Below are 15154 nucleotides of genomic sequence, written 5' to 3' on the forward strand. Positions count from 1 at the left end.
GGTGTTCATCAGTAATCAGGTGTCAGGATTAGCCCTCACCCCCGGCCCCTCTCCCTCATGGAGAGGGGAGTTGAGCTTGTCCACGCCGGGCTTGGGTGAAGGTATGCGAATGAATTGCGTGATGAGTGCGTCGCCCTTTCCCGTTCCCGATGCCTGTCTTGCGCCCTGTGTCATCCTGCCCCCCTCTCCCTGAGGGAGAGGGGTTGGGGGTGAGGGTTCCGGGGGTGAGGGCAGGAACGCAAAACGGAGCGCAGGTGTCTCAGCACTCGGCACTCAAAACTCATCACTTGTAAGGGGTGGGGCGCGTTTCGAGGAGATGTCAGCGCGCGACGGCGCTACATAAGAGAAGAGCGGACGACCTCAGCGTCCGGGGTCAAGATGGGGGTGTGCATGGCACGCTCCTCACTCCTCGTGGGGGACGAGTCTGTCCCCGCTGTTGCACCGCATTGTATAGCGCATCGAGGGGACTGTCTACCACTGGTTTGTGGGGGGCGTTTGCCACAATCGGTAAATACGATTACTTTGAAGACAACCGTAGGGACTTCGGAGGCCGGAACCGTGAAACGACTCAACCTCACCCTCGTCTGTGTGCTGCTGTTGATGCTGGGGGTCTCAGCGCCCACACGCGCTGCGGCGAGCTTCGCCGTCGACACCGAAAACGACACTATCGACGACAATCCCGGCGACAGCCTGTGCGAGGACGCTTCCGGCGACTGCTCGCTGCGCGCGGCGATCATGGAAGGCAACGCGCTCGGCGGCGACATTCTCATCACAATCCCCGGTGGCTACCAGATCACGATGACCACCGGCACCGCCGGAAACCCGGATCCCGCCAGCGGTGATTTCGACCTCTACAACGGTGCGTTTTCGATCATCGGCAGCGACCCGGCACCGTTGATCCAAGGCAACTTCTTCGTGCAAGACCGCATCTTCGAGGTGTGGGCCAGCGGTTCGCTAAGCCTGTCGAATCTGTCGCTTGCGCTCGGCGGAGGCGACGTCTTGCAGGTGCAGTACGGCGGCGCCATCGCCACGGCAGGGCCCTTCAAGGGCGACCGCCTGCGCATCGCAAACAACAGCGCGCGGTCGTTCGGCGGCGCAATCTACGCGGCCGATACGTCGTTCGAGCTGACCAACAGCGTCGTGATCAACAACTCTGCGCGATCCAACGGCGCCATCTATCTTGCGAACGTCACCGGACAGATCGCCAACACCCAGATAATCCACAACACCACGGACTGGATTTCCGCTACGTTTAGCGCACCGTTAGGCGTGCTGGGTGTGTTCCAAGTCGATCCCGGCGCCTCCGATGTGAAGATTGTGCATTCCACCATCAGCGAGAACTTCGCCGTGCAGCAAAACGGCGGACTGTGGACGTACAGAGAATCGCAGGCAACCCCACTCGTCACGATCACGAATTCGATCATGGCGGGTAACGATGTTCAGGCCGGGAACGGCTTAGACTGCGTCAGTTCACACGCCGGTTCGGTGGCGTGGCAGGGCGTGAACCTTGTCGGCAGCGGGAACGGCGGCTGTTTAAGCGGTGCCGGTGGAGCGGTGATTTTCGGCACGCCGAATCACACTAATCCACCCAACATCACGACGAGCCTCTTCGGCGGCACCCTACCGACCATCAGCCTGCTGCCGGGCAGCCCCGGCATCGGTCAGGCGGACTGCAGCGCCAGCGGTGGCTGGACGACCGACATCCTGAGCCAAGCACGCCCGCTCGGCTCGCTGTGCGACATCGGCGCGATCGAGACGCCGGTCGGGCAAGACGCATCGCTCGACCTCTCGCACACCGCCATCCAGCACGGCGAGTCGTTGACGATCACGGTCACCGACCCTGACCGCGCCGGCGCGGGGCCGGTCGTCGTCGTTATGGACATCACCAACACATCCAATCCGTATTCGGCCAACCTCTTCCTGAATGAAGGCGCGCCCGGGGTGTTCAGCGCGTCGTTTCCGGTCGCGCCGCTGCCGGTCATCCCCGGCAACGGCATCATCGAGGTGTCGCCGGGGCACGTCATCAGCATTACGTACACGGACGTGCTTGACGGCGAAGCGCTGCAACCTGTTCATAACAAGTCGGCCGACGTGATCCAGACGCCCGCCGCCAATCTGCTCGTCAACGGCGATTTCGAGGCCGGCTCAACCGGCTGGACGATCACCTCACTCGGCAAAGACAAGGTCAAGGACAAGAACCCGTACGACGGCGCCAATGCCTTCCGCTTCAAGGGATTCGCCGGCAAGCTGAACGCTAAGCTCAGCCAGACGCTGCTCAGCCCCGCCATCGCCGACGGCGACACGATCACGCTCAGTGCGCAGATCAACTCCGGGCCGACGGCGAATGGCAAGATGAAGTTCAAGCTCAAGACCGATCTGAATCGCCAGATCAAGGCAGATATCAAGTTCGACCTGAGCGGGGCGTACGCGCTGCACGAGTTGATGCTGCCGATCGCGCTTCTCAGCGGCGAGACGGTCACCGAGGTCAACGTCACCTTCGCTGACAAGTCGCAGAGCGGCAAGGCGTACGTCGATGCCGTGAGCCTGACGGTCACGCCGCCGATCGTGCTGCGTGGGGACGGCCAATCTGCTGGCCGCACGGCGACCGAACCGGGCGTGCTGCCCCCGCCGGCGTCTCCGGGCGGCTTCCGCGGGCAGAACTAGACTTCGCGCGCCCACGGGCCGGCAGGCTGTAAGAAGCCTGCCGGCCTGTCCGGTTGCACATAATCCCGTGCCGTTGTACGGTGAGCCTGGCAGTGCCATCTATCGCGCGCTGTGACGCTCAGAACAAAGGCAGTGTCATGTCTCGAACCCTTCACGTGAGCGCCCTCACCCTCGTGTTCGCGCTGTTCCTCTCACTAGCAATCCCCGCATCCGCCGCCGACATCAACGTCGGGTGCAGCACCGGCGAGCTGATCGCCGCTATCAACACGGCCAACGGAAACGCCGAGGCGGACACGCTCACTCTCGCGGCGGCCTGCGTATACACGTTCACCGAGGGCGACGCCACCAACGACGACAGCGCGCTCCCGCGCATTACGAGCGAGATCGTCATCAGCGGCAGCGACGCGACACTCCAACGCGACAGCCAATTCAACTACTTCCGCATGTTCTACGTCGACACGGGCGGCAAGTTGACGTTGACCAACGTCTCGATAAGTGACACCTACGTGACCGGCGACGGCGGTGCGATCTACAGTGAGGGAATCTTGAACTTGACCGACGTCACCATCTCCGGCGCGCGGTCGGCGGGCTACGGGGGCGGTGTCTACACCATCGGCACGGCCACATTGAGCGGCGTCACCATCACCGGCGGCAGCGCTTACAGTGCCAGCGGTGGCGGCCTCTACAACAGTGGGTCGCTGACGTTGACGGACAGCACGATCACGCAGAATACGTTCGCTTTTTACGGGGGCGGTATCTACAACACGTCCTCCACCGCGGACATGACCATCGTCAATTCCACGATTTCCGGCAACACGTCAGGGGGCGCGTCAGGGGGCGGCGGCGGCATCTTCAACTACAGTCAAAGCACGATGCACATCATCGACAGCACAGTGTCCGGAAATACCGTCGACCATGCCGTTAGCGCCGTCGATGGCGGCGGCATCTTGAATCAGTGGGCCACACTGACGGTCGTAAATTCCACGATCTCCGGTAACACGGCGGATGGCGAGGGCGGCGGCATACACAATACGAGCAGCGGCATCGTGACCGTGATGAGCAGCACGTTGTCTGGCAACAGCAGCGACCGCGGCGGTGGCATCTTCAATAACAACGGCACACTCACTGTCGTGAATTCGGTCATCTCGGGAAACGACGCCACATCCGCAGGGGGCGGGCTGTTCAACGGACATTGGATGGACGTCATCAACACCACGATCGCGGGCAACACCCAGTCAGGCGTTAGTGGGATCGGCTCGACAAACATCAGAAACAGCGTCCTGTGGGGCAATGAACTGGGCCCGATCTACTCCGCAGGTATCTCGAACAGCATCGTGGAGGGCGGCTTCGCCGGCGGGACGAACATCCTCGACGCCGACCCGCTGTTCGTCGCGCCCGACCTGTTTGCCAACGCCCCCACCACGGCCGGAGATTATCACGTACTGCCGCTCAGCCCGGCGCGCGACATCGGGAACAACGCCAGCCTGCCAGCAGACGTGTTCGATCTCGACAACGACCTCGACACGACCGAGCCGATCCCCTACGACCGCGACGACGGCCCGCGCGTCATCGGGCCTGCGGTCGACCTTGGCGCGTACGAACTATCCGTGCTCGAACTCCTGATCAACGGCGATTTCGAGGCTGGCTCCGCGCCGTGGGAAGTCGTTTCGCTCGGCAAAGACAAAGTCAAAGACAAAGAGCCGTACGACGGCACGTTCGCCTTCAGGTTCAAGGGGTTCGCCGGCAAGACGCCCGCCAAAGCCAAGCAGAAGGTGACGAATCCGCCCGTCGAGGACGGCCAATCCTTGGTCCTGACCGCACAGATCAACTCTGGTGCATCCGCCGACGGGAAGATGATGCTGAAGGTCAAAACGTCGCTCGGCAACAAGGTCAAGCCGCAGATCGCGTTCGATCAGACCGGGGGTTACACGCTGCACCAAGCCTCCACGCCGATCACGCTCGCCGTGGGCGAGACAGTGACCAAAGCGATCGTGATCTTCAACGACAAGTCGCAGAGCGGCAAAGTGTATGTCGATGCGGTGAGCCTCGTCGTGCAGTCTGCCGCGCCGCGCACGGAAACGCGCTCCGACATCCTGCCCCCGCCGGCGGCCCCGGGTGGCTTCCGAGGCGGAAACTAGGTGAGGTATCCCGCGGGCGGGACCAGAAGCAGCGGTCTCGCCCTCATTCATTTCTCATCTTCCAGCCAAGCGCGCATGCCGGATTCGACTTAATGTTGCTGCAACTATAGTTGGGGGATGCGGCAATGCGACGTGATCTGGCGTTCGTACGGCGTAAGATTGGCGTGTTGATTGTCAGCTTCTTCATCGGGTGCGCACTGGGCTTTACGCCCGCGCACGCAGCCTCGGCAGAATCCAACCGTGACCTGCCGGGTATGCAGTTCGGAGTACGTTCACCGTTCCTTGTGACCGCACTTGTTGATGCCGTCGATGCCAACGTCGGCGACGGCATTTGCTTGACCGCCGGTGGTGACTGTACGCTGCGCGCCGCCGTGCAGGAGTCCAACGTCCTCGGCGTCGCGACAATCGAGGTAACCGGAGGTTCGTATTTCCTCATGACCGAAGGCGCGGCGGGTGACGCCGACGCGGCATCCGGCGACCTCGACATAACGGCATCCATCACGATCAGCTCGAACGGCGGGTACGCGGTTCTCGACTTCTTCCGGGTTCAAGACCGGGCGTTCGATCTCGCGCCGGGTTCGGCGCTCACGCTAAATGGGATCGTTATCCACCGCGCTGGCAGCCCCAATCTCAACGTGCTCGAAGGCGGCGGCATCCGGTCCGATGGGGGCCTCCTCACCCTTCAGAATTCCACAATCCAATCCAGCCAGAGCAACAGCTTTGGCGGGGCCATCTATATCGATACCGCCACGCTCGGCATCTATAACAGCGCGCTGGTTGGAAACATGAGCCTGACCGGAAGCGCCATCTACGCGACGAACGCTGGCGGTTTGATCGTCAATACCCTGATTACCGCCAACATGATCAACCCGCAGAACCTCGGCAGCGCCAGCACCGGCACCGTGTACGTGGTGCAAGGCGTCCCCGAGAACGATATCGCGATCATCCATTCCACGATCGCAGGCAACAGCGCGCCAACCTACGGGGCCGGTCTCCTCGCGCATGCAACCGGTTTTGGCCTCCCAGCAGTAGTCGTCGCCAACTCGATCATTTCGGATAATCACGCGCCGGTCGCTCCCGACTGCGACATGAATGCCGTCTACGCGATCGAGTGGCAGTATCTCAACATCGTAGGACTCGAGTCATTCGGGTGCGAGATCTTTACGTCGCCGAACGTCATCCTCGGAACGGCCAGCCTCGGGTCACCCGCGAACCTTGGCTCGTTCTTCGCGATGGCTTCGTTGTATCCGTCTGGTGCAAGCCCGGCAGTCGGCGCAGGACCATGCCATCCGTCGGTAAGCAGCGATCAGCTTGGCGCGGCGCGCCCACAAGGCACGTTGTGCGATCTTGGCGCGATCGAGGTCCCAATCGGCGATTCGGCCGTACTTGACGTCACCTCTCCGCTCATCATCGGCCAACCGTTCACCGTGACGTTAACCGACTCCGACCTCGTCGGATATGGAACGTGGAATGTCGGCGCTGAGTCGATCGGTACGATCTATCCAGAGGGCGAGAATCTTGTACTCAACGAAACCTCACCCGGCGTATTCTCCGCCGACTTCACGCTGAACCCGCCACCGACCACGATGGGAGACGGCAACGTCACAGCAGGCGATGGGCACATTCTGATCTTCCGCACGTATGACTCGCTCAACGACGAAGGACAGGCCGTCGAGCTGCTCACAGGGGATGTGGCCCTCGCACCGACACCCGCCAATCAGTTGGTCAACGGGAATTTCGAGGCGGGATCGACGGGTTGGACCATCTCAGCGACAAACGGGGACAAGGTCAAGGCGAAGAACCCGTTCGAAGGCGCAAATGCCTTCCTGTTCAAGGGTGGCGCGGGCAAGACGAAAGCGAAATTCAGCCAGACGCTCCCCAGCCCGCCGGTCGCTGACGGGGACACGGTCATCGCGCAAGCGCAGATCTCCTCCGGCACGTCGGCCAACGGCAGCATGGAGCTGTCGATCAAGACGAGCGCAGGTCGGCAGACCAAAGTGAGTATCGGCTTCGCCAAGAATGGGGCGTACACGCTGCACGAGCTGGTCGTTCCGCTGGCACTAACTGTCGGCGAGACAGTCACCGAGATTACGCTCACGTTCAGCGATAAGTCGCAAGGCGGCAAGGTGTACGTCGATGCCGCGAGTCTGACAGTCGACCTTGCGCCATCGCCGCGTGCAACAGGATCACGTACGGAACGGACCGCCACCGATCCGGGCATCCTGCCTCCGCCGGCGGCCCCGCACAGCTTCCGCGGGCAGAACTAACGGCGCCTTCACAGGGCGGGACCGAGGACAGCGGTCCCGCCCGTCTCTAGCGCGCGTTGCGGACGAAGTCGAATCGTCATACTGTATTGGGAAATCACGCATGTCGTGGGGAGATACATTGCGATGTCACGCGTTGTTTCACTATTGATTCTACTGGTACTCCTATCGTTGCCCGTGTCATCGCAAGGGGAGCCAGTCGCCGCTGTCATCCCGGCTGAAGTCCTCGCCAACGCCATGGCCGCAGAGGCGGCCAACGGTTCCGATTCGGTTGTCATAGGCGCGACCGGTATTCGCGCCAACTTCGTGCTCTCTAGTCCGGGGGACACGCTCGACGCCGTTCCCGGTGACGGCGCCTGCGCAGATTCCAACGGAGACTGTACGCTGCGTGCGGCGATCATGGAGGCCAACGCGCTCGGCGGAAGCCACACCATCACAATTCCGGCCAACTACTCGATTGTGCTGACGCTCGGCGCGACTAACGACAATAATGCCGACTCCGGCGACCTCGATATCTTCGCCAACATCGAGATCATCGGCGCAGCCGGAGGACAACAGCCGCGCATCCGGAATCTCATCGCCGATCGTATTTTCCACTTGGCGACCGCGGGTATCAGCCTGAGCCTGACAAATCTGATGCTTCACTATTCCGGCGGACCGACGGTTAGCGGCGGGGCGGTTGCCGTGACAGGCGGTCAGTTCCGGGCCGACCGCCTGAGCATCTACAGCAACGTCGGCTTTATCGGCGGCGGTATCGTCATCGCAGGCGCCCAGTTCGAAATCTACAACACCACGATCGCATACAACACCGGATACGGAAACGGCGGGGGGATCAACATCCAGAACACGACCGGGACGATCGTCAACTCGACCATCGTCGGAAACCAGACCCCGCTCGTCAACGGGACCAGCTTCCCGGGCGGCGGGTTGTTCACATTTGCCCCAACCGCGGTCGACGTTATCCATACCACCATTACGCAGAATTACACCGCATTGTACGGCGGCGGGTTCAGTGTATATAACCCGTCCACGCCCACTGCGCAGGTGACGTTCTCCAACTCGATTATTTCGGGCAACGGATCCAGCTATCAGGCGCCCGACTGTTACTTGTTTCCTTCAGTGCAGCCCAAAGCGGCGTACGCCGAGATGAACATCCTCGGTGTCGTCGACCAGTGGTGCAACACCGTCCCGGGGCCGTCGCTGATGATCGGCCCGACGCAGTTCGGCGCCCTGACCAACATAAATCATCCGTATGTCATCCCGGTGACTCCCGGCAGTGCTGCGATCAACGCTGCGCCGTCGTGCCTGCCCGTCCTCGGCGGTTTCGACCAGATGGGCAACGTGCGCCCAGCCGGGTCAGGATGCGACCTCGGCGCATACGAGCACCCTGCCGGTAACGACGGTACGCTCCTCGTCGCGCCGCCCGCGGGTGTGCCGCTGTCGGCAATCGACATCGAGGTCGGCGACCAAGACTTGGTTAACGCCGGCACGCTTGAGGTACAAGTGATCACCCAGAACACCCTCTCGCCCGACAGCGAAACGGTCACGTTGACGGAAACCGGTCCGGGGTCCGGCGTGTTTACGGTAAACGTCACCCTCTCGCCGTCCCCTGCGACCCCCGGCAACGGGCTGATCGAAGCCGGATTGGGTCACACGGTCGTCGTCTCGTACTGGGACGCGGTCACCGCAAACGCCGACGCGGCGACCCTCACAGCTCTCTACACCGTGATCCCGCCTGTCGCGGCCAACCTGCTCGCTAACGGCGACTTCGAGGCCGGATCGACGGGTTGGACGATCAGCGGCCCCAGCGGCGATAAGGTCAACGGCAAGAACCCGTTCGACGGCGTGCAGTCGCTGCGCTTCAAGGGGTTTGCCGGCAAGCTCAACAGCAAGGTCAGCCAGACGGTGCTCGCGCCGCCGATCGTCGACCAAGACACGGTCACCCTGAGCGCGCAAATCGAGTCGGGGGCTTCGGCAAGTGGAAAGATGAAGCTGACGCTCAAGACCGATCAGAACCGGCAGATCAAAGCGGACGTCAAGTTCGACTTGAGCGGCGCGTACGGCCTGCACGAAATCATCCTGCCGATTACGCTGCTTGCCGGGCGAGATGGTCACCGAGGCCAGTGTGACGTTCACGGACAAGTCGCAGAGCGGGAAGGTATATGTCGACGCAGTCAGTCTGACGGTCACGGCCCCGAACGCGCCGCGCACCGAGACACGTGCCGGCATCCTGCCGCCGCCGGCGGCTCCGGGAGGCTTCCGCGGGCAGAACTAACGGCGTATTCACAGGGCGGGACCGGAAGCAGTGGTCCCGCCCGTCTTTTGGTGCACGCGTTGCGGACTCCCCTGAAACGACATACTCTAGTCTCAATGGACTAGCCCGAGGGGGGTGGACTATGTCGCGCTTCATTTTGCTGATCGTCGTGCTGCTTCTTTTGACATTTCCTGTTTCGACGCAAGACGAACCGGTCGCATTGGTTGTCGCCCAAGATTACCTCGATAACGCATCCGCTGCGGAGGCGGCGAACGGCGCCGATCCGGTGGTGCGCTCCGTTGGTGTTCGGGCCAACTTCACGCTCACAGATCAGGCTGATACAGTGGACGCGACCCCCGGCGACGGCACGTGTGCTGATGCCGGCGGCGCGTGCACGCTGCGCGCCGCCGTCATGGAATCCAACGCCCTCGGCGGATCGAACACCATCAATATCCCCGGAGGATACAGCATCACGCTGTCGCTTGGCACGACGAACGACAACAACGCCAATTCGGGCGATCTCGACATTCTCGCCAATGTCGAGATCATCGGAACACCGGGCGGCGGCCAGCCGCGAATCACCAACATCATAGAAGACCGAATCTTCCACGTGTTCAACGTCGGCATTGCCTTGAGCCTGCAAAATGTGATGCTGCGCGAAGCGGGCGCTCCGGGCGTAAGTGGCGGCGCGGTCTTGGTCACCGGCGGGGTGTTCCGGTCCGACCGGATCAGCGTCTATGGGAACACGGGACACCTTGGCGGTGGCATTGCAGTGGGATCCGGGGCGACCTTCGACATCTACAACAGCACCTTCGCATACAACATGAGCTTTGCCAACGGCGCTGGCATCTACATGCAGAACGCCACAGGTTCTATCGTCAACTCGACCGTGTTCGGCAACTTCAGCCCCCTGATCAACGGTACCAGCTACCCCGGCGCAGGGCTGTTCTTCTTTGCCCCAACGACGGTAGACGTGATCCACACCACCGTCACGCAAAACTACAACGGTTTGTACGGCGGTGGATTCAGCGTCTATAACCCCTCGACACCGGCCGTGCCGGTGACGTTCACCAATTCGGTCATCGCGGACAACGACTCGGGGTATCAGGCGCCCGACTGCCACATGTTCGCGGGAAGCGTACAGCCCAAGGCTGATTATGTCGGGTTCAATGTAATTGGCTACACCGATTACCTGTGCGAGTCGCTTCCCGGGCCCGCGCTCCAGTTCGAACCGGTCGAGTTCGGCCTAATCGTGAACACAGGCCATCCGTATATCATTCCGCCCTCGCCGGGCAGCGTGACGATCAACGCGGCGCTGTCATGCCTTCCGATCCTTGGCGGCGTTGACCAGATGGGCAACCCGCGCCCAGCGGGGTCAGGATGCGACCTTGGCTCGTACGAGCGCCCGACGCGCAATGACGGCACCATCGACATCGCACCGCCGAGCGGCGTGCCGCTGTCCGCCTTTACCGTCAAAGTCGACGACGTGGATCTCATGAACACTGGCGCGCTCGACGTGCAGGTCGTCACGCAGAACACGGTCAACCCCGACTCCGAGACCGTGACACTGGTCGAAACGCCGCCAAATTCTGGCACGTTCGAGGCGCTCGTCACGCTTTCGCCATCGCCAGCGACCCCCGGCAACGGGCTGATCGAAGCCGGGCTCGGGCATGAGGTCGTCGTCTCGTACTGGGACGCCGTCACCGCCAACGCCGACGCGGCGACACGCACGGCGACGTACACCGTCGTCCCGCCTGTCGCGGCCAACTTGCTGACAAACGGCGATTTCGAGGCCGGCGCGACAGGCTGGACGTTCGCTGGGCCTACTAGCGACAAGGTCAACGGCAAGAGTCCGTTTGACGGTCTGAAGTCCCTGCGCTTCAAAGGGTTCGCCGGTAAGCCCAACAGCAAGGTCGGCCAGACGGTGCTCGCGCCGCCGGTCGTCGATGGCGACACGCTGGTCTTCAGCGCGCAGATCGAATCCGGCGCAGCGGCCAGCGGCAAGATGAAGTTCAAGCTGAAGACCGATCAGGACCGGCAGATCAAGGCGGACGTGAAGTTCGACAAGAGCGGCGCGTACGGCCTGCACGAAATCATCCTGCCGATTGCGCTGCTGCCGGGCGAGATGGTCACCGAGGTCAGCGTGATGTTCACGGACAAGTCGCAGAGCGGGAAGGTGTATGTCGACGCGGTCAGTCTGACGGTCACGGCCCCGAACGCGCCGCGCACCGAAACGCGCGCCGGCATCCTGCCGCCACCCGTGGCTCCCAGCGGCTTCCGCGGCGGGAACTAGGATCAGCGAGACGGGGGCGGTGTGATGCCGCCCCGTTCATCTAGACCATTTAGACCCACCTCAACACATGGATTGCGGTTACAGCGGTACTATGAGTGTCATTGATGTTCAACAGATACCTGTGATACGGTGCGCGCAACACACAATTCCCTATACCTGTTTCCCGTGCTTCTGCTTGTTTGGTTCGCTTTCACCACTGGAATAGCATCGGCGCAGGATGACGCGTCGTCGCAGCCCCGCGAAGACTGCTCCGGCCTGTCGTTCCCCTATACCCTAACCGGCGACTCGCCGGCCGAGCTGATAAACGCTATCGAGTGCGCCAACGCCAACGGCACGGCCGACGTCATCGACCTCAACGGCCAGACGATCGTGCTTACGGAGGCATACGCCGACTACGATGGCGCGACCGGCCTGCCGGAAGTCACGACCGAGATCACTATTCAGAACGGCACAATCGAACGGCTTTTCAGCGAAAACGAGTTCCGCTTGCTGGCCGTAGATGAAGTCGGTCGCCTAACCACCAATGGTGTGACCTTAAGGCGGGGTTGCATGTGCGGGTATTCGTACGAAGTCTTCTATAACGGGGGCGCTATCTACAACGCGGGGTTCTTGCACCTCTTCAACAGCAATCTGGGGCCAAACGTGGCCGAAACGTATGGTGGTGCGGTGTACAACACCGGCACGCTGATAATCGGCCGCGTGACGCTGTCGAACAATCGAGCCGCTAGGGGCGGAGCAATCTACAACGTCGGCTCACTTACGGTCGTCAACAGCGCAATCATCGACAACAATGCGTCTCGCGGGGCTGGAATCTACAATTTCGGCCAGATGACCGTGACAGCGGCAAGACTCGCAGCAAACTATGCAACTAACGCGGGTGGGGCAATCTACAACATTGGACCGGACGAAGTGTCGATTACGGACACCGAGTTTACCGACAACCCGGGTCCCGCGGAAGGCGGCGCTATCTCCAATTGGTCAACCAGCACGCTTACCGTCACCGGAAGCACATTCACTCGCAATGGCCTCGCCCACTTCCACGGTACGTTGACCGTCATCGACAGCGCAATTTACTCCGGCGGGTTCGGCATCGTCGCTTACGCGCCTGTCACGGTGGTCGGCAGCACGATCGCCGGTAACACACTCGGATTCTATCACGGATGGGGAGCGGCCACGATCGCCAACAGTGCGATCACGGGCAACGGGTTCGGCGTTGGCAGCGAATTCGGAACCCTTCACATCGTGAATTCGACCATTGCGGGGAACGATGGCACGACATACGGCGGCATCTATATTCGAGAAAGCGCTGTAACCCTCGACAATTCGATTGTCTACGGCAACGAAGCCGATTCCGATTCCAGCGTTCCCCAAATTACTGGCGCTTATACGGCCAACAACAGCCTGATCGGCGTCGACCCGCTGTTCGTCGCGCCAGAGCTGGCCGCCTCGGCGCCCACGACCGCCGGCGATTATCGCCTCCTTGCCGGCAGTCCGGCCATCGACGCTGGCGACAAACATTCGTCCCAACCGGCCTTACAACAGATCTCGACGGCAACCCGCGGATCGTTGGCGGCACGGTCGACATCGGCGCGTACGAGACTCCACTGTGCTCGATGATTGTGTTCCCCTATACCCTAACCGGCGACGCGCCGGCCGAGCTAATCAGCGCGATCGAGTGCGGCAACGCCAACGGCACGGCCGACGTCATCGACCTCAACGGCCAGACGATCGTGCTGACGGAGGCATACGCCGACTATGACGGCGCGACTGGGCTGCCAGAGATTACGACCGCGATTACCCTTCAGAACGGCACAATCGAACGGCTCGATAGCGACAACTACTTCCGGTTGTTGGCCGTGAGCAAAAGCGGCGATCTCACGCTGCAGGGAGTCACAGTACAGGGCGGTTGGGTAGATACGTCTGGCGCGGGTGTCTACAGTCTAGGTGCACTCAGTCTCATCGACTCGACCTTTCACTTCAATATCACTCTTGGCGACGAGTACCTAGAGGGTTCCGGTGGAGGCGTCCATTCTGCTGGATCGCTCTATGCCATTGACAGCGTGTTCTCCGAGAACCACGGGGGGTTGGGTGGCGCACTGCTCATCGCTGACGGCAGCACCGCGACGCTAACGAACCTTGTAATCACAGGAAATCACGGGGTCTTGGGCGGGGGCATCCACAACCTCGGGAATCTCACCGTGACAGCAGCGACGATAACGGGAAATCTCGCGATAGAAGGTGGTGGGGTCTATAACGATGGTCTTCTGAACATGGCGACCAGCACTATCTCCGCCAATCAAGTCAGCGACGGGGCTGCCGGCCTAAATAACACGGGCACCGCGACACTCTCCGATGTAACCATCGCTGAGAATCAGGCATACGCGCCGTACGTAAGCGGATACTGCGGCGGTGTTCAGAACCTCGGTGTCCTGACCATGACGCGCGGTGCGATCGTCGGCAATTCAGCGGGTGGTGGGGGCGGTGTCTGCAGCTACACCGAGGGTGCTTTCACCACGCTCACCGGCACACTCATCGCCGGCAACTCTGCCGAGACGAGCGGCGGTGCATTATCCACCTTGGAAAGCACGCTCGTCGTGCTCAACAATGTCACCGTATCGGGCAACTATGCGGGGTTCCAAGGTGGCGGCCTCTATAACATCTACGGATCGCCGATCGAGCTCAACAACTCGATCGTCTACGGCAACGAGGCGGGAGAATACGCAGACATAGGCGGCGCGTTCACAGCCACCAACAGCCTCGTCGGCGTCGACCCGCTGTTCGTCGCCCCAGAACCGGCCAGCTCGGCCCCGACAACGGGCGGCAACTATCGGCTCCTTGCTGGCAGCCCCGCCATCGACGCCGGCGACAACGCGCTCGTCCCGATCTACCTCACCACCGACCTCGACGGCAACCCGCGGATTGTCGATGGCATAGTGGATATCGGCGCTTACGAGGTTCAGCCGGTCGAACTCCTGAGCAATGGCGGCTTCGAGGCCGGCAGCGCGCCGTGGGTGATCGTCACGCCGGGCGGCGACAAGGTCAAGGACAAGAACCCGTACGAAGGCACCTTCGCCTTCCGCTTCAAGGGCTTCGCCGGCAAGACCTCCGGCAAGGCCAAGCAGACCGTCGACAACCCGCCGATCGCCGATGGTGAGTCGTTCGTCCTGACCGCGCAGATCAACTCTGGCGCGTCCGCAGTCGGGAAAGTCACCCTCAAGGCAAATACCGACTTGGGGAACAAGATCAAGCAGAAGATCAACTTCGACCAAGCCGGCGCGTATTCGCAGCACCAGATCGTCGTGCCGGTCACGCTGGCGGTCGGCGAGACGGTCACGAAGGTGACGGTCATCTTCAACGACAAGTCGCAGAGCGGGAAAGTGCACGTCGACGCGGTGAGCCTGACCATCGAGCCGACAGCACCGCGTACGGTCACGCGCTCGGATGTGCTGCCCCCGCCGGCGGCCCCGAGCGGCTTCCGCGGCGGGAACTAAACGGACGTAGGGTAACCTAACGCTCGTCTGCCAATGTGCGGTAACATGAC

At 61.8% G+C, this 15154-nt stretch carries 7 protein-coding genes; all 7 read left to right on the forward strand.

The window, feature by feature from the left end; all coding sequences use genetic code 11:
- Nucleotides 1–558: 558 nt before the first annotated feature.
- The 7 genes from IPM16_16810 (at nt 559) to IPM16_16840 (ending at nt 15104) form a co-directional block, all read left to right on the forward strand.
- Complete coding sequence (locus IPM16_16810; protein ID MBK9124764.1) at nt 559–2664, forward strand: hypothetical protein; 2106 nt, start codon at nt 559–561, stop codon at nt 2662–2664.
- A 137-nt stretch (nt 2665–2801) separates the two neighbouring features.
- The gene (locus IPM16_16815; GenBank protein MBK9124765.1) at nt 2802–4802 is read left to right on the forward strand and encodes a hypothetical protein; all 2001 of its coding nucleotides are present in this window, start codon (nt 2802–2804) and stop codon (nt 4800–4802) included.
- A gap of 125 nt (nt 4803–4927) precedes the next feature.
- Nucleotides 4928–7069 carry a hypothetical protein gene (locus IPM16_16820; protein MBK9124766.1) on the forward strand — a complete coding sequence of 714 codons (2142 nt, stop codon included), beginning with the start codon at nt 4928–4930 and terminating at the stop codon, nt 7067–7069.
- A 174-nt stretch (nt 7070–7243) separates the two neighbouring features.
- Nucleotides 7244–9445 (forward strand): hypothetical protein, encoded by a 2202-nt coding sequence (locus IPM16_16825; protein MBK9124767.1) that lies wholly within the window; start codon nt 7244–7246, stop codon nt 9443–9445.
- 17 nt (nt 9446–9462) lie between these two features.
- Nucleotides 9463–11613: a right-handed parallel beta-helix repeat-containing protein gene (locus tag IPM16_16830; protein MBK9124768.1), complete on the forward strand. Its 2151-nt coding sequence runs from the start codon at nt 9463–9465 to the stop codon at nt 11611–11613.
- Nucleotides 11614–11778: 165 nt separating this feature from the next.
- Nucleotides 11779–13230, forward strand: a complete 1452-nt coding sequence (locus tag IPM16_16835) for a hypothetical protein (GenBank protein MBK9124769.1) — start codon at nt 11779–11781, stop codon at nt 13228–13230.
- Nucleotides 13227–15104, forward strand: a complete 1878-nt coding sequence (locus tag IPM16_16840; protein MBK9124770.1) for a hypothetical protein — start codon at nt 13227–13229, stop codon at nt 15102–15104. Before IPM16_16835 ends, IPM16_16840 begins: the two co-directional genes overlap by 4 nt.
- The last annotated feature ends 50 nt before the right edge of the window (nt 15105–15154 follow it).

Origin of the sequence: Candidatus Flexicrinis affinis (genome assembly GCA_016716525.1) — a bacterium.
Lineage (GTDB): Bacteria > Chloroflexota > Anaerolineae > Aggregatilineales > Phototrophicaceae > Flexicrinis > Flexicrinis affinis.